General features: G+C 58.9%; 16 protein-coding genes. 11 read left to right on the forward strand and 5 right to left on the reverse strand.

Annotation, left to right across the window (positions count from 1 at the left end; translation table 11 throughout):
- Positions 1-34: 34 nt before the first annotated feature.
- A complete protein-coding gene (locus ACIF4X_RS04590; RefSeq protein ID WP_397481128.1) occupies positions 35-550 on the reverse strand; it encodes an Hcp family type VI secretion system effector in 516 nt (171 codons plus the stop codon).
- Between the two features lie 432 nt (positions 551-982).
- Here ACIF4X_RS04590 and ACIF4X_RS04595 point away from each other — a divergent pair, with 432 nt between their 5' ends.
- The 4 genes from ACIF4X_RS04595 to ACIF4X_RS04610 all read left to right on the forward strand — a co-directional run bounded on the left by ACIF4X_RS04595 (position 983) and on the right by ACIF4X_RS04610 (position 3624).
- Positions 983-1198 carry a 4-oxalocrotonate tautomerase family protein gene (locus ACIF4X_RS04595; RefSeq protein WP_397481129.1) on the forward strand — a complete coding sequence of 72 codons (216 nt, stop codon included), beginning with the start codon at positions 983-985 and terminating at the stop codon, positions 1196-1198.
- The gene (locus ACIF4X_RS04600) at positions 1195-1851 is read left to right on the forward strand and encodes a DsbA family oxidoreductase (RefSeq protein ID WP_397481130.1); all 657 of its coding nucleotides are present in this window, start codon (positions 1195-1197) and stop codon (positions 1849-1851) included. The genes ACIF4X_RS04595 and ACIF4X_RS04600 overlap by 4 nt, the downstream gene beginning before the upstream one ends.
- Positions 1852-1899: 48 nt before the next feature.
- Positions 1900-2610: an SDR family NAD(P)-dependent oxidoreductase gene (locus ACIF4X_RS04605; protein ID WP_397481131.1), complete on the forward strand. Its 711-nt coding sequence runs from the start codon at positions 1900-1902 to the stop codon at positions 2608-2610.
- A 93-nt stretch (positions 2611-2703) separates the two neighbouring features.
- Positions 2704-3624: a LysR family transcriptional regulator gene (locus tag ACIF4X_RS04610; RefSeq protein WP_397481132.1), complete on the forward strand. Its 921-nt coding sequence runs from the start codon at positions 2704-2706 to the stop codon at positions 3622-3624.
- A 75-nt stretch (positions 3625-3699) separates the two neighbouring features.
- Here the strand turns inward: ACIF4X_RS04610 and ycaC are convergent, their stop codons facing one another.
- Together ycaC and ACIF4X_RS04620 are read right to left on the reverse strand one after the other, a co-directional pair.
- Positions 3700-4332: an isochorismate family cysteine hydrolase YcaC gene (gene ycaC, locus ACIF4X_RS04615; RefSeq protein ID WP_007916011.1), complete on the reverse strand. Its 633-nt coding sequence runs from the start codon at positions 4330-4332 to the stop codon at positions 3700-3702.
- A gap of 128 nt (positions 4333-4460) precedes the next feature.
- On the reverse strand, positions 4461-5057 hold the full coding sequence (locus tag ACIF4X_RS04620; RefSeq protein WP_397481133.1) for a TetR family transcriptional regulator: 597 nt from the start codon (positions 5055-5057) through the stop codon (positions 4461-4463).
- Between the two features lie 139 nt (positions 5058-5196).
- On the opposite strand from ACIF4X_RS04620, the gene ACIF4X_RS04625 reads away from it, so the two are divergent.
- The 4 genes from ACIF4X_RS04625 to ACIF4X_RS04640 are packed head-to-tail and all read left to right on the forward strand — an operon-like array spanning position 5197 to position 9040.
- Complete coding sequence (locus ACIF4X_RS04625) at positions 5197-6297, forward strand: alkene reductase (RefSeq protein ID WP_397481134.1); 1101 nt, start codon at positions 5197-5199, stop codon at positions 6295-6297.
- A gap of 60 nt (positions 6298-6357) precedes the next feature.
- Complete coding sequence (locus ACIF4X_RS04630) at positions 6358-7140, forward strand: SDR family NAD(P)-dependent oxidoreductase (RefSeq protein ID WP_397481135.1); 783 nt, start codon at positions 6358-6360, stop codon at positions 7138-7140.
- 5 nt (positions 7141-7145) lie between these two features.
- Positions 7146-7985, forward strand: coding sequence for an alpha/beta fold hydrolase (locus tag ACIF4X_RS04635; RefSeq protein ID WP_397481136.1), 840 nt, complete (start codon positions 7146-7148; stop codon positions 7983-7985).
- A gap of 56 nt (positions 7986-8041) precedes the next feature.
- Entirely contained in the window at positions 8042-9040 is a 999-nt protein-coding gene (locus ACIF4X_RS04640) for an NADP-dependent oxidoreductase (protein ID WP_397481137.1), read from the forward strand.
- Between the two features lie 541 nt (positions 9041-9581).
- On the opposite strand, the gene ACIF4X_RS04645 is transcribed toward ACIF4X_RS04640, so the two are convergent.
- The gene (locus ACIF4X_RS04645) at positions 9582-11708 is read right to left on the reverse strand and encodes a TonB-dependent siderophore receptor (RefSeq protein WP_397481138.1); all 2127 of its coding nucleotides are present in this window, start codon (positions 11706-11708) and stop codon (positions 9582-9584) included.
- A 165-nt stretch (positions 11709-11873) separates the two neighbouring features.
- The gene (locus tag ACIF4X_RS04650) at positions 11874-12458 is read right to left on the reverse strand and encodes a TetR/AcrR family transcriptional regulator (protein ID WP_397481139.1); all 585 of its coding nucleotides are present in this window, start codon (positions 12456-12458) and stop codon (positions 11874-11876) included.
- Positions 12459-12670: 212 nt separating this feature from the next.
- Between ACIF4X_RS04650 and ACIF4X_RS04655 the strand changes: the two genes are divergently transcribed.
- The 3 genes from ACIF4X_RS04655 (at position 12671) to ACIF4X_RS04665 (ending at position 16396) form a co-directional block, all read left to right on the forward strand.
- Positions 12671-13348, forward strand: a complete 678-nt coding sequence (locus tag ACIF4X_RS04655; RefSeq protein ID WP_397481140.1) for a type 1 glutamine amidotransferase domain-containing protein — start codon at positions 12671-12673, stop codon at positions 13346-13348.
- A gap of 104 nt (positions 13349-13452) precedes the next feature.
- A complete protein-coding gene (locus tag ACIF4X_RS04660) occupies positions 13453-14577 on the forward strand; it encodes an alkene reductase (RefSeq protein WP_397481141.1) in 1125 nt (374 codons plus the stop codon).
- Between the two features lie 280 nt (positions 14578-14857).
- Positions 14858-16396 (forward strand): cryptochrome/photolyase family protein, encoded by a 1539-nt coding sequence (locus ACIF4X_RS04665; RefSeq protein ID WP_397481142.1) that lies wholly within the window; start codon positions 14858-14860, stop codon positions 16394-16396.
- Positions 16397-16483: the final 87 nt, after the last annotated feature.

Consider the following 16483-nt stretch of genomic DNA (forward strand, 5'->3'; position numbering starts at 1 on the left):
GCACTGGTCGAGTCGGTATCTTCATCAGCCGCGATTAAACGACTGGAGCACGCCAGTCATCGGAACCCGAAGTACCGGAGACTTCGTGGGTCCAGGTGATTTTGCGGTAGGTGAACTGCACTTCTTCCAGGTGGGTGAAGTGCGCGTTGCCTGGATCCTGGCAGTTGTGCATTTTGTTGTTGATGGCGACGATGATCGCGTCTTCCAGTTTGGTGGTGTAGTAGTGCTCTTGGGTGCCTTGCGCCGAAGTGCGATACCACTGGATAACGATTTCGCTCATGCGCTCGCCAGAAGTCAGCGCCGCTTGCAGCAGCGGCGAAGCCTTGTCGTAGACCTTGGTGATCACAACTGGCTTGTGCACGCGCTGACCGGTTGGCTGACCGGATTGCGGGTCACGCGGGATGATCACGTCGTGGGTGAAAGCCTGAACCATGACCTGGTCTTCGTGGCCTTCCTGGAAGGTGTTGCCTACGGAGTCAGCGGTGAAAGCGCCGGCAGTGATCAGGCCTTGTTTTTCGCCGGTAATCGACATGTACGCTGGTGTTGCCATGGGGTGCTCTCCTTGCTCAAAACACACAACCGACAGGCACCATTGCCTGTCCGGGCAGGCTTGAGCTATCAAACTCCATGCCAGTTATCACAAAGCCATTACTCTTCAACGCCTTAAACAAACAGCCCGTACGCCGACCTTTGAATAAACGAGATTAAACAGATAAAAGTGCGCAACTTTTTGCGCAGTACTGTGCAAAAAGTTGCGCAGTTGGCTGCAAGCCACGGTTCATAAGGCCTGAATAGACTTTTTGGGATGAAAACAGGCCGGGGACTGCGCAACTTCTTGCGCACTTCTGCGCAAACACCCATTTGATACACCACATCACAAATGATGTACCTCAAGGCCTATTTATCAATCTTGCGCAGCTTCTTAAAGTTCATTCCAACAGCGGCCCATCATCCTGACGGGTTGGCCAGTGGAGCGATTCCCATGCCTTTCATCAGCGTACGCATCACCCGTGACGGCGTGACCCGGGAACAGAAAGCCCAGATCATCAAAGAGATCACCGAAACGATGGAGCGGGTTCTGCACAAAGACCCGAAACTCACCCACATCGTGATCGAAGAAGTCGACACCGATAACTGGGGTTATGCCGGCATCACCACCACCGAGTATCGCCAACAGTTAACGGATTCGCAGTCGTGAGCCGTACAGTGAAAATCGATTTCGTCTCGGATGTCGTTTGCCCCTGGTGCGCATTGGGCGCCACCGCGCTGGAGCAGGCGATCCACAATCTGGCGGGCGAAGTCGACGTGGAACTGACTTACAAACCGTTCGAACTGAACCCGGACATGCCCGCCGAAGGTGAGCACGCCATCGAGCACATGATGCGCAAATACGGGCGCAGCGCTGAGCAAGTGGCGGATCGCAACGCGATGATCATCGAACGCGGCGAGCAGATCGGTTTTCACTTCGACCTGGAAAAACGCAGCCATTTTCACAACACCTTTGACGCCCACCGACTGCTGTTCTGGGCCGCCACACAAGGACGTCAGCGTGAGTTCAAGCAAGCCTTGCTCAAGGCCTACTTCACTGACGGCGAAAACCCGAATAACCGCACCACGCTGGCAACTCTGGCAGGTGCCGTAGGGCTCGACAGCCAGCGTGCGCATGAAGTGCTGGCAAATGCAGAGTTCAGCCAACAGGTGCGCGAACTCGAGCGGTTTTATCAGCAGCGCGGCATCGACTCGGTTCCGGCCATGGTCCTCGATGACAAGCAGGTCATCCCCGGTTCCCAGTCCATTGCTTATTACGAGCAAGCGTTACGTCAGGCTGCACAGGTTGCGGCGCACGCCTGAAAACCGAAATCCGTTTTTCAAACCATTCAGATTGCATGAGGAAACATCATGAACACGTCCAAGAAAGTTGTTGTGATCACCGGCGCCTCGCAAGGCATTGGTGCAGGCCTGGTCAAAGGTTTCCGTGAACGCGGCTATCAGGTTGTCGCGACGTCCCGCTCGATCAAACCGTCCACCGACCAGGATATTCTCGCCGTCGCCGGTGACATCGCCGACCCGCAGACCGCCGAGCGCGTGATTCGCGAAGCCGTTGCACGTTTCGGGCGTATCGACACGCTGGTCAACAACGCCGGAATTTTCGTCGCCAAGCCGTTCACCGAATACAGCAAGGAAGACTACGCACAAGTAGTGGCGACCAACATGAGCGGCTTCTTCCACATCTCGCAATTGGCCATTGCCGAAATGGAAAAAAACGCCAGCGGCCACATCGTCAGCGTCACCACCAGCCTGGTTGATCACGCGATTGACGGCGTGCCGTCGGTGCTCGCTTCGCTGACCAAAGGTGGCATCAACGCAGCGACCAAATCGCTGGCCATCGAGTACGCCAAGCGCGGCATTCGGGTCAACGCGGTGTCACCGGGCATCATCAAAACGCCGATGCACGGCGAAGAAACCCACGCCGCCCTCGGCAGCCTTCACCCGGTTGGCCATATGGGTGAAATCGACGACATCGTGCAAGCGATCCTCTACCTGGACGGCGCAAACTTCGTCACCGGCGAGATCCTCCATGTCGACGGTGGGCAGAGCGCTGGCCACTGAGACCGCCCCGCCGCACTGCCGGTGTGTACCGGCGGTGCCGCTTCATGAGATAAGGCGGAGGATGAAATGTCAGTTGATCCTCGGTGTACTCACATGAAGCGCCACTTTGAAGACTTGCAGTTAGGCAGCATCGAACTCTTTTGCCTCGCCGCTGAAGCCGGCAGCTTCACCGCCGCCGCGCAGCTCGCCGGTGTAACTCCGGCCGCCGTGAGCCGGTCGATTTTGCGTCTGGAACAGCGCTTGGGTTCGCGCCTGTTTGCCCGAACCACGCGCAGCATTCGCTTGACCGAAGCGGGCAGAAACTTTTTCGTCCAGTGCAGCCAGGCGCTGACGCAACTGGTCGAAGCGCAACAAGAAGTCATGGGCGCACAGTCGTCACCCTCAGGGCTGTTGCGCATCAGCCTGCCCACCACTTACGGGCATCACCGTATCCTGCCGCTGCTGCCAAAATTCCGCGCGCTCTACCCTGATGTCACCGTCGACATCCACTTGGGCAACCGCAATATCGACTTTGTCGGCGAAGGCTACGATCTGGCGATCCGCGTCCGCGCCCAACCGGATTCGACCATGGTCGCGCGCCTGCTGGAGGATGCAAAACTGGTGGTGGTGGCCTCGACCGATTATTTGAAAAAGGCTGGCACACCGCAGACGCTTGAGGATCTGGTTCAACACGAGTGCATTCAGTTTGAACTGCCGAGTAGCGGGCGGCGGATCTCCTGGCTGTTCCAGGAGGATGGCCATGATCGTGAAGTGTTTTCCGACGGCGGTTACTCCTGTTCCGATGACGTGCTCGGCGGCGTCACCCTGGCCAAACACGGCGCGGGTGTCTTCCAGACCTACAAGTTCATCGTCGAAAAAGAGCTGGCCGACGGCAGCCTTGTCGAGGTTCTACAACCTTACGCCGGCCGCTCGCGACCTTACACCCTGCTCTACCCGCACGGCCGATATGTGCCGCAACGGGTCAGGGCGTTTGTCGACTTTCTGTTGCAGTTTCGTGATGAGTGGGCCAGTTAACGCTGATTAAATCGGCGCAACAAAAATGATAAAAGCCTGCTTTTCAGGGCAGGCTTTCGTTTGTATCGCGCAGGCTTACTTCTGCTGAGCAGTCAGCGCCGAGTAGCTGTTCATCAGGTTGCGATAGTTGGGAATCCGCTGCGACAGCAGGTTACCCAGTCCTTCAATGTCGTTGCGCCAGTCGCGGTGCAGCTCACAGGCTACCGAGAACCAGTTCATCATCTGTGCGCCGGCCTGAGTCATGCGGCTCCACGCGGCTTGTTGCACGGTGGTGTTGAAAGTGCCGGACGCATCGGTCACCACGAACACATCAAACCCTTCCGCCAGCGCCGACAAGGTCGGGAACGCCACACACACATCGGTCACTACACCGGCAATGATGATTTGTTTGCGGCCGGTAGCCTTGATCGCTTTCACAAAATCTTCGTTGTCCCACGCGTTGATCTGACCTGGACGAGCGATATACGGCGCGTCCGGGAACATCTCTTTCAGTTCCGGCACCAGCGGGCCGTTCGGGCCTTGTTCGAAACTGGTGGTGAGGATGGTCGGCAGCTCAAAGAACTTGGCCAGATCGGCCAGGGCCAGCACGTTGTTCTTGAACTCGTTGGGCGAGAAGTCCTGCACCAGGGAAATCAGGCCGGTCTGGTGGTCGACCAGCAACACGATGGCGTCGTCTTTGTTCAGGCGGTTGTAGGTTGGAGTGGTCATGGTCTGCTTCCCTTTTGAGTTTTTGAATTTGTTGTTGCGTTCAAGTTGGGTACAGATTACTGACGCACAGGGACGGGATAAATCGGCTGAAAAGCGTTTCACCGTCAACTCAAAAAGGACAATGCCTATCAGCCCCCCTCTGCTTCACTGTTGGCAGAAAGCGACAATGAGGCGGTCATTTCAGCGTGGCACACCGCAAGTATTTCATCGGCCAGCGCTGAATCATCCGGGCAGGCCCGCGACAGGATAATCGCGCCAACCGCACGCGCCAGCATGTCGATCATTTTCACTCGCCCCTCACCAGATGCCGCGTCGGGCCCTGTCGGGTACTTGTCGCCAAGCGTCTGCAGCGTGCGCTCGATGCCATCGGCAAAGGCGGTTTTCACATCGTCGGACTGACGCGCTGCGTCACCGCATAAGGCAGCCATGGTGCAACCGCTGCCCCGTCCATCCCGATGTTCTCTCGACACATAGACGTCGACAAAGCCCTGAACATCGAGCGTTTCGGCACCGACCAATGACCGAGCAAGGCTGTTGGCCGAGGCTTCGGACATCAGGTCGGCCTTCGAGCCGAAGTGTTTGTAGAAACCGCCGTGGGTGAATCCGGCCGCCGCCATGAGATCCGCGACGCCGACACCGTCAAAACCGCGCTCGCGAAACAATACCGACGCGGTCTCGACGATGTGCTCGCGGTTCGCCTGCGCCTGGGCTTTGGTCACTCTCACGTGCAATACCTCCACTGAAAATCATGCGCCGATGATACATAGATGTCAGCCATAATCAAAATCATTGACAGCTTAGATTTCGATCATCATCCTAATTGCAGGCATTATCGCTACTCATCCACAGGCACGGATCAAACCCATGACCGATCAAACTCTGTTCTCGCCGTACACGCTTGGCTCCCTGACGCTGGCGAATCGAATCGTTCTCGCGCCGTTGACCCGTAATCGAGCGGGCGAAGGCTTCGTGCCCAGTGAATTCGCGGCCACTTATTACAGTCAACGCGCCTCCGCCGGCCTGCTGATTTCAGAAGCGACGCAGATCTCCCGACAGGGCCAGGGCTATCAGGACACCCCGGGGATTTACACGCAGGCGCAGATAGATGGCTGGCGCAAGGTGACCGCAGCCGTACACGAAAAAGGCGCGAAGATCTTCCTGCAACTTTGGCATGTCGGCCGCGTTTCACACGTTGACCTTCAGGAAAACGCTGCCGCGCCTGTCGCCCCTTCGGCGTTGCGCGCGGCGACCAAAGTATTCGTCAACAACCGTTTTGCGGACGTTTCAGCGCCGCGCGCGCTGGACATCAGCGAGCTGCCGGGCATCGTCAACGATTTCCGTCAGGCAGCAGCCAACGCTATTGCTGCAGGTTTTGACGGGGTGGAAATCCACGGTGCCAACGGCTATTTGCTCGATCAATTCATCAAGGATGGCGCCAACGTGCGCACCGATGCCTACGGCGGCTCGATCGAGAATCGTGCGCGCTTGTTGCTGGAAGTGACGGCCGCGGTCGTCGCCGAGATCGGCGCAGATCGCACCGGCATTCGTCTCTCGCCCGTGTCGCCGGCCAACGGGGTGTCGAGCAGCGACCCGCAAGGACAATTCGATTACATCGTCGAGCAACTCGACGCGCTGGGCATCGTTTATCTGCACGTGGTCGAAGGCGCTACCGGTGGACCGCGCGATGTCGCGCCGTTCGATTTCGGTGCTCTGCGCCAGCGCTTCAAAAACACTTACATCGCCAACAACGGCTACGACCTCGATCTTGCAAACGTGCGGGTCGCCGAAGACCAGGCCGATCTGATCGCCTTCGGTCGCCCGTTCATTGGCAATCCCGATCTGGTCGAGCGCCTGGCGGCCGGTGCGCCGTTGGCCGGTTTCAACCCCGCCACCCTGTATGGCGGCGGCGCAGAAGGCTACATCGACTATCCGACCCTGGCTGAATGGAGCGCTGCTGCCCAATAAGCCGAGCACCAGCGCATTTACTGCCTCTCCTTAATCGATTTTTTGAAAAGAGATGACCCTATGAACGCCCACCCTGCTGTTCTGATCACTGGCGCCTCTACCGGCATCGGAGCGGTTTACGCCGAACGCTTCGCCCAACGCGGGCATGATCTGGTGTTGGTCGCCCGCGACCTTGAGCGCCTGAAAACACTCGCCGCGAAACTGCGTAACAAACACAGCGTCGCCGTGGATGTGCTGCAGGCAGACCTGACCCAACTCAGCGATCTGCACACCGTCGAAGCACGCCTGCGCGACGATGCGCGTATTGGCATCCTCGTCAATAATGCGGGTGCCGCGCAGTCCGGCACCTTCATCGAGCAGAGCACCGACCAAGTGGCCAATCTGGTCGCCCTCAACACCACGGCACTGGTGCGGCTCGCCAGTGCCATCGCTCCCCGTTTGGCCAAGGCCGGTGACGGCGCGATTATCAACATCGGCTCGGTGGTCGGTCTGGCCCCGGAGTTCGGCATGTCGGTGTACGGCGCGACCAAAGCGTTTGTCCTGTTCCTGTCTCAGGGGTTGAGCCTGGAACTGTCGCCACTGGGCGTCTACGTGCAAGCCGTACTGCCGGCCGCTACCCGCACGGAAATCTGGGACCGCGCGGGCATCGACATCAACACCTTGAGCGAGATCATGGAAGTCACCGATCTGGTCGATGCGGCGCTGGTCGGTTTCGATCGTCGTGAGCCGGTGACCATTCCGCCGCTGCACGAAGGTGAGCGCTGGGATGCCTTGCAAACCGCGCGGCAGGGCCTGCTGACACAGATCCGCCAGTCGGCCGTCGCGCAGCGTTACCTGGCGTGAGTCCGATGCAACCAATGCCTTTCGTCAAAGCCGCCAACCAATCAATTTTGGTTGGCGGCACGGCCTTCGCCTATCGAGACCTCGGCCTCAAGTCGGCGGTGCCGCTGATCCTGCTCAATCATTGGGGCGCGACACTCGACGATTTCGATCCACGGATAGTCGATGGTCTGGCGCGAACCCGACGTGTGATCGCCATTGACTATCGCGGTGTCGGTGGCTCAGGCGGCACCGCGCCCCTGACCGTCGCGCAAATGGCCGACGACGTTATCAGCCTGATCGCTGCGCTGGAATTCAACAGCGTCGATCTGCTGGGTTTTTCCCTCGGCGGATTCGTTGCTCAGGATATTTCGCTCAAAGCCCCCGCTTTGGTGCGGCGCCTGATTCTGACCGGCACCGGACCTGCTGGCGGAGTCGATATCGCCAAGGTCGGTGCGGTTTCCTGGCCACTGATGTTCAAGGGTTTGCTGACCCTGCGCGACCCGAAATTCCACCTGTTTTTCACCACAACCGCCAACGGACGGCGGGCCGCGACAGACTTTCTGCACCGTTTGAAAGAACGCCGCAAAGATCGCGACAAGCGCCCGACACCCAGCGCTTTTCTGCGCCAGTTGAAAGCCATCAAGGCATGGGGCAAACAGGCACCACAGAACCTTGGAGGCCTGCAAATCCCGACACTGGTGGTCAACGGTGACAACGACATCATGGTGCCCACGGTCAACTCGATTGATCTGGCGAACCGGATTCCCTACGCGCAACTGATCATTTATGAAGACGCCGGACACGGCGCGATTTTCCAGAACTACGCTGACTTTGTCAGTAAAGCGCAGGCGTTTCTCGACAGCTGAGTCGATCTGCTCAGACAACGCTGCCCTCCCCCAAAACTGTGAGAGCCGTCCCCACCATGAAAGCTTATTTTATCGATCGCTACGGCAAGCAGAACGGGCGTATTGGCGATGTCTCCGAGCCTGTGTCCGGCGCCCACGACGTGCTGATTGAAGTCCATGCGGCCAGCGTCAACGTACTCGATTCAAAGATTCGCAGCGGCGAATTCAAACTGATTCTGCCGTATTCATTCCCCTTGGTACTGGGCAACGATTGTGCCGGCGTGGTGATTGAGATTGGCGCAGCAGTCAAGGGTTTCAAGCCCGGCGACGCGGTGTATGCGCGCGTGCCCGAACAGCGAATCGGCACGTTCGCCGAGCGAATCGCCGTCGACCAAAACGCGGTGGCCTTGAAGCCCTCCAATCTCAACATGGAGCAAGCCGCCGCTATCCCTTTGGTTGCCCTGACAGCCTGGCAAGCGCTGGTCGACATCGCCCGTTTGCAAAAGGGCCAAAAGATCTTGATTCACGCCGGTTCCGGCGGTGTCGGCACCATCGCCATTCAACTGGCCAAACACCTCGGTGCTTTTGTCGCGACCACCACCAGCACCGCGAATGTCGAGTGGGTTAAAGCGTTGGGCGCTGACGTGGTGATTGATTACAAGCACCAGCAATTCGAGCATGAACTGCGCGAATACGACGTGGTGCTGAACAGCCTTGGCGCTGACGTTCTGGAGAACTCGCTCAAGGTACTCAAACCGGGCGGCCAGCTGATTTCCATTTCAGGCCCGCCAACCGCAGAGTTCGCCAAGGCGCAAGGATTAGCCTGGCCACTGCGGCAAGTCATGCGTTTGTTGAGCCTGAGTATTCGGCGCAAGGCGCGCAAGCAGGATGTCCGTTACAGCTTTCTGTTCATGCGGGCGAACGGTGCACAACTGCAAGAAATCGCCACCCTCATCGAGGCCGGCCACATCACGCCGGTGCTGGACCGCACCTTCGCCTTCGAGTCAGCGGGCCAAGCCCTGACTTACGTCGAACAGGGCCGTGCGAAAGGCAAGGTAATCGTGCAGATCAAATAGTTGCCTGCCTGTAATCATCTGGCGAAAGAACCATGGATAACGTTGTCTGCGACACCGACAAGCCCCCCGCCGACGAACCGCAAGACACGGAGAACAAACACCCTCCTGAACCCGCGAACCACGTGACACCCGACCCCAAGCAGCACAAGGCAATACTTGGCGTTGTTCCGATCGTATGGCGGCCCTTGATGCTTGAGCCCTAAGTGTTCAACGCGCATGGGTGAGATGATGGTGGCGAGTTTGCTGGAAAGCTTTGCCGGCAAGACGCCGCAGGGTTGTGTCACTGGCTAAGTGGCGGGTGCCGAAACAGCTGCCCTCACCCTAGCCCTCTCCCCCAGGAGAGGGAACCGATTGGGGGATATTGGCGATAAGCGCCGACCTGCAATAGCTCCTGTGAATGCAATACCGCCAAGCATTGCGGATGGACCCGTAATCGACGCGAGCTGTCAGGTCGATGCATAACGCAAGACACCTCGGTCGGCTCCCTCTCCCCCGGGAGAGGGCTGGGGTGAGGGGCCGCCGTTGTAGCGTCGAGCTCGGCTTACAAGGTGTAGGAAATCCCCACCTGCACCGTTCTCGGCGCACCCGGATAGGCGTAGACATTACCGAACGCGCCCTCTTCATAATCCCGATCAAACAGATTCTTCACGTCAAGATTGAGCCGCACCTTCTCGTTGACCTTATAGAAGCCGAGTAAATCGACAACCGTGTAGCTGTCCATCGAGAACGCGGTATTGGCGGTTTGCCCGGCGCGTTCGTCGACATACTTGAGTCCGGTGCCCAGGCCCAGGCCTTTGAGCGCACCGTCCTGAAACTCGTAGACGTTGAGCAGGCTGAAGCTGTTTTGCGGAATATTCATCAGACGCGTGCCCGAGCGGATCACGTTGTCCTTGGTCACTTCGGCATCCACGTAGGCGTAGCCGCCGATAACGCGCCATTCTGGCGTGAGGTTGCCGGCGACGTTCAGATCGAAACCACGGCTGCGCACCTCCCCGGCTGCCACACTGAAGATCGAGTCCACCGGGTCGGTGGTCAGCACGTTGCGTTTTTCGATCTGATAGATCGCCGCATCGACGCTCAACTGATGATCCAGCGCTTCCCACTTGATGCCCATTTCATAGGACTTGCCTTTCTCCGGCGCAAAGCCTCCGCCCACTCGGCTCGCGCCGGTGTTGGGCTTGAACGAGCGCGCAGTGTCCGCATAAACCGCCAGCGTGTCGGTCAGGTCGTAGGTCACGCCGAGGCGCGGGGTCACCGCGTTGTCGCTGGCCTGCCAGTTTTTGCCGCCCGGCACGTAGGTTTCATAGTCGTGTTCGAAACGCTCGAAACGCGCCCCGGCCAGAACCTTCAGGCGCTCGGTCAACGCCACCTGATCCTGCACGAACGCGGCGTAGGTCTTGAGGTTTTCCTTGTCGTGGGTCGGCGTGCGGGTCAGTGCCGGGCGCGGCTGGCCGTAGACCGGATCGAAGATGTCGATCGGGTAGGCGCCGACCGCGCCGCTGGAGCGCTGAATGATCGACTTGTAGTCGTAATCTTCGTATTCGATACCGGTCAGCAAGGTGTGCTGCAAGCCACCGGTGCTGAAATGCCCGGTCAGATTGAGCTGAGTGTCCTTATCGGTCCACTCCAGTTTGCGGTAGTTGAAGTTACGCCCCAGGGTTCGACCGTCAGCGGCAATGCCGTTGGCTTCGATCGCATTGCCCTCAAGCGAGCCGTCGAGCCACTGAAAACCTCCGCCCAGCGTCCAGTCATCATTGAGCAGATGTTCGAAGCGCAGTTGCGCCATGTTGTTGTCGTTGTGCAATTTGCCGGCGTCTTTTTCGCCGAAAAACGTGTCGCGCGAGGCGGTGCCTATCTGCTTGGCGTAACGCGTCACGCCGCGATCCAGAGGATGATTGTTGCGCATGAAATCACCCTCGAAGATCACCCGGGTGGTATCGCTGGCCTGCCAGGTCAGCACTGGCGTGATGCCGTAGCGTTCGGTCTCGACGTGATCGCGGAAGGTATCGCCGCCCTCGCCCACCACGTTCAATCGATAGGCCAGGCGCCCCTCTTCGTCCAGTGGGCCCGAGGCGTCCAGCGTGCCGCGCTTCATGCCTTGATCATTCAACTGACTGCCGAGGGTGACCGTGCGCTCGGCCAACGGCTGCTTGGAAACAACGTTGAAGGTGCCGCCGGGATCGCCACGGCCGTACAGCATCGTCGCCGGCCCGCGCAGCACTTCCAGACGCTCAATGGTGTTGGCGTCGGGCATGTTCGGGTAGCCGCGATTGATCGGGAAACCGTTGCGGTAGAACTCGCCGGTGGTGAAGCCGCGCACGGTGAATGTGGTCAGGCCCTGCCCGCCGAAATTGTTCGCCCGACCGACGCCGCCGGCATAATCCAGCGCGTCTTGCAGACGGGTGGCGCCGAGGTCTTCGATCGCATCCTTGGTCACTACGCTGATCGATTGCGGGGTTTCATGAATCGAGGTGTCGGTACGGGTGGCACTGGCCGAACGTGTCGCGCGATAACCCTGCACCGGGCCGTCGGCCCGTTCGTAATCCGCCGTGCCGACCACGTCGGTTGCGTCCAGTTCAAGTGCTGCGGATGTTGAATCGGCCTGTTCGGCCCATGAGGAAGAAGACAACGCTTGCAGCACACACACGGAAAGCAGAGTACGACGCATGAAATGAGAACCTTACGAATAGGCCAGAACGAAGGGCAAAACCGCCAGCAAAGCGCCGGCGATGGTATACCAAGCGTTCCGTTATTGAAACTTATTCCCATTCGTATGTTTAACCGACCGAATGCCGGCAGGCAGGTCACCTATTACGTCGCACAAAAACCCGGTTCAAACGTGCAAAAGCTGTTTCGTCATCGCCATCGAGGTCTCCAGCGATTGCCCGGTACGCTGCAATTTGTTCAGCAAACTGGCGCCCAACCAGAGCTGATACAGGGTTTCCGCCAGATGTCGGGCATCACCCTGAGGCAGGCTGTTTTCGGCCTGGCCCTGCTCGATGCACAGGCTGATACGCGCCACCACTTGCTCGGCACCATCGCGCAAGGTGAGGCGCATCGACTCCGACAGATCAGCCACTTCGGCGCTGAGCTTGACCACCAGACACTCATCGCCGTGGCCTTCGAGAGTGCAGCGGTTCTGCCAGCCCTGCCAGTAATCCATCAGCCGCTCATAGGCGCTCAGCCCCGGCAGCGTCAGGCGTCGCTCCATGTCGGCGAGGTAGCCGACGAAGTAATCCGCCAGCAATGCCTGGCCGTACAACTCTTTGGATTTGAAGTAATGATAGAACGAACCCTTGGGCACACCGGCGGTTTGCAGGATTTCGTTGAGGCCGACACTGGTGAAGCCCTTCTCGGCCATCATCCGGTGGCCGGTGTCGAGCAGGTGTTGGCGGGTGTCGTCGTAGGTCGCTTTCATGGGGCGCAAGTTACCAGGCAATAGACCAGTCGTATATTGGGAGGAACGGAAGTTTGCCACACCTGTCGATGAAAAACCGCAGGATAAAAAATTACTAGACGACTGGTCTAATTGGAATCTATGCTGCGCCCCGACAAACGTTTTCTGACCGGTGTGGCCGATGTGCGAATCCTTCGCCCAATCGAAGACACCTGATCGACTCAAGGTGCTCTATGAAAATCCTGATGGTTTTGACTTCCCACGATCAACTCGGCAACACCGGCAAGAAAACCGGCTTCTGGCTGGAGGAGTTCGCCGCGCCCTACTACGCCTTCAAGGACGCTGGCGCCGAGGTCACGCTGGTTTCGCCGGCCGGTGGTCAGCCGCCGCTGGACCCGAAAAGCGATGAGCCCGATGCCCAGACGGCCGAGACCGATCGTTTCCGCAAGGACCCGACCGCACAGCAGGCACTCGCCAACACCGGGCGCTTGGCCGATGTCAGCGCCGATGATTTCGATGCGGTGTTTTACCCGGGCGGCCACGGCCCGCTGTGGGACCTGGCCGAAGACAAGCAGTCGATCGCGTTGATCGAAGCGTTTGACCGCGCTAACAAGCCCCACGGTTTTGTCTGCCATGCGCCGGGTGTGTTGCGTCACGCCCTCACCGCTGACGGCAAACCGCTGGTCCAGCATCGCCAGGTCACTGGTTTCACCAACGCCGAAGAAGAGGCCGTTGGCCTGACGGACGTGGTGCCGTTCCTGATCGAGGACGAATTCCAGCGCCTCGGCGGTTATTACTCGAAAGTCGCTGACTGGCAGGTTCATGTGGTCGCCGATGGGCAACTGGTCACAGGCCAGAACCCTGCCAGCTCCGCCGCTGTCGCCGAGAAACTGCTGAAGATGCTGGGCTAAAACCCACGCACACCCCTTCCAGACGCCGGGTGCTTCTTGCCCGGCGTTATTTTTTCACCCAATCAATAGTCGACTGGTCTAATAAACCAGGAACAAGGTCACTCATGAACAACAACCCTTTCTTTACCCCCGCCAAACTCGGCCATCACACCCTGAAAAACCGTATCGTCCTGCCGCCCCTCACCCGCCAGCGCAGCACCCAGCCGGGCAATATCGCCAATGAGCTGATGGCCGAGTATTACCAACAGCGCGCCGGCGCCGGGTTGCTGGTCACCGAAGGCACGCAGATCGAACCCCGTGGCCAGGGTTATGCGTGGACGCCGGGCATTCATACGCCTGAGCAAATCGCCGGATGGCGCAAAGTCACCGAGGCGGTGCATGCCGTGGACGGGGTGATTTTCGCCCAGTTGTGGCACGTCGGCCGCGTCTCCCACACCGCATTGCAACCCGACGGCGCGGCGCCGGTTTCGGCCTCCGCCGTGGCTACAGACCGGGTCAGCGTGTTTATCGAAACCGCACCCGGCGCCGGTGAACTGGTTCCGCCGTCGGCACCTCGTGCGCTGAGCACCGATGAAGTTCAGGAACTGGTGCAGCTTTATATCCAGGCCGCACGCAACGCCATGGACGCGGGTTTCGATGGCATCGAATTGCACTGCGCCAACGGTTATCTGGTCAACCAGTTCATCTCGGCTCACAGCAACCTGCGCGACGATCAGTACGGTGGTTCGCTGCACAATCGCCTGCGCTTTCTCAAGGAAGTGGTCGCCGGCGTCGCCGAGTGCATCGGCAAGGAAAAAGTCGGCGTGCGTTTTGCCCCGTTGTTCACCACCACCGATGAAGCACGCACCTACCTGGGCATGGTCGAGGAAGATCCGCACACCACCTATATCGAAGCGATCAAAGTGCTACAGGACGTGGGCATTGCCTATCTGTCCATCGCCGAAGCCGACTGGGACAACGCGCCAGCGATGCCACAAACGTTCCGTCAGGCTGTGCGCGACACTTTCAGCGGAGCGATCATTTATGCCGGGCGCTACACCGCGCAATCCGGTGCGCAACTGCTCGCTTCCGGGCTGGCAGACTTCGTCGCTTTCGGCCGCCTGTTCATGGCCAACCCCGATCTGCCGGCGCGGATTGCCAATGACTGGCCGTTGAATGCGTTGAACCCGGCGACGGTGTATGGCGGCAACGCCGAAGGCTATACCGACTACCCCGTTTATCCCGGCTAACTCCCTCCCCGCAGCGTAAAGCGCTTCCGAAACAGCGGGAGCGTTCATCCGAGTCGGAGTGCAAGCCCTTGTGGGAGCGAACCTGCTCGCGAAAGCGGCGGGTCAGTCACCCACAATGTTGAATGTGACGACGCCTTCGCGAGCAGGCTCGCTCCCACAGGGGGATGTGAATATTCACCGCACAAAAACCTATACAAAAACTAAAATACGTACAACTATCTGGACTTAACATTTAAACGTCCACGCGGCAGCCTGCTGCTCACTACGCTGAATCCGTGAAATGAACAAAACCCATCGGCTGTGCCTCGTTCTGGGCGACCAGTTATCGTTTGATCTGGCTTCATTGGCAGGTCTGGATCGCGAACATGATCGTGTGCTGCTGGTCGAGGTCATGGAAGAAGCCAGCCACGTTGCTCATCATCCGCAAAAAATCGCCTTGATCTTCAGCGCCATGCGTCACTTCGCTCAGGCACTGAAAGACCTGGGCATCCCTGTGCAGTACGTGACCCTCGACGATCCGCAGAACAGCGGCTCGGTGCCCGGCGAATTAAAGCGCTGGCAGGCGTTGCTGCAGGCGAACGAGGTGCACCTGACCGAATGCGGCGACTGGCGTCTTGAGCAATCACTGAAGGACTGTGGTGTGCCGATCCACTGGCACGCCGACAACCGCTTCCTGTGCAGCCGCGACGAATTCCGCGCTTGGGCCGCTGGCAAAAAGCAGTTGCGCATGGAGTTCTTCTATCGCGAAATGCGCCGCAAAAGCGGCCTGCTGCTCAATGGTGACGGCACGCCGGTCGGCGGCGCGTGGAACTTTGATGCCGACAATCGCGAAGCCCTGCCCAAATCCGTGAAGGCGCCCTACCCGGCTGGTTTTACTAACGATGCAATCACCCTCGAAGTCCTCGCACTGGTCAAGCAACGCTTCGCCAGTCACTACGGCAGTCTGGATGACTTCAACTATCCGGTGACCCACGCCGATGCCCAGACACTGTGGGCGTATTTTATCGACTACGGGCTGGCGGGCTTCGGCGATTATCAGGACGCCATGGCCAGCGACGAACCGTTTCTGTTCCATGCCCGCATCAGCGCGGCGCTCAATATTGGCTTGCTGGATCTACGCCAACTCTGCAGTGATGTGGAGTCTGCCTACTGGTCCGGCAGTATTGCCCTGAATGCCGCCGAAGGCTTCATCCGGCAACTGATCGGCTGGCGTGAATACGTCCGTGGCGTCTACTGGCTGCACATGCCGGAGTACGCCGAGGGCAATGCCTTCGGTAATACGCGGCGCTTGCCTGAGTTTTACTGGACCGGCACAACGCAGATGAACTGCATGCGCCAAGCCATTGGCCAGAGCCTGAAACACGCCTACGCCCATCACATTCAGCGCCTGATGGTGACGGGCAATTTCGCCCTGCTCGCCGGCATCGCGCCGAGTCAGATCTGTGAGTGGTATCTGGCCATTTACATGGACGCGTTCGACTGGGTCGAGCTGCCTAATACCCTCGGCATGGTCATGCACGCCGATGGCGGGTACCTCGGCTCCAAGCCTTATTGCGCCAGCGGCCAGTACATCAACCGGATGTCCGACTACTGTCGCGACTGTGCTTACTCGGTGCGCGAAACTACGGCTGACAACGCTTGCCCGTTCAATGCCTTGTACTGGCATTTTCTGATGCGCCACGGTGACCTTCTGCGCGGCAATCAGCGCATGGGCATGATGTACAAAAACCTTGATCGCATGCCGCAGGAAAAACAGCAGGCTTTGTGGCAACGCGGGCAAGGGCTGCTCGACAGACTGGATCGCGGCGAGTCGCTATGAAAACGCGTAAGCCCTTGGCTCGTGTGCAACTTAACCATGACGCCCCGGGTCAATGGCTGACAAAGCTTGCGAAGTCGATGGCTTCAA

This window comes from Pseudomonas sp. NPDC085632, assembly GCF_044541255.1.
GTDB lineage: Bacteria > Pseudomonadota > Gammaproteobacteria > Pseudomonadales > Pseudomonadaceae > Aquipseudomonas.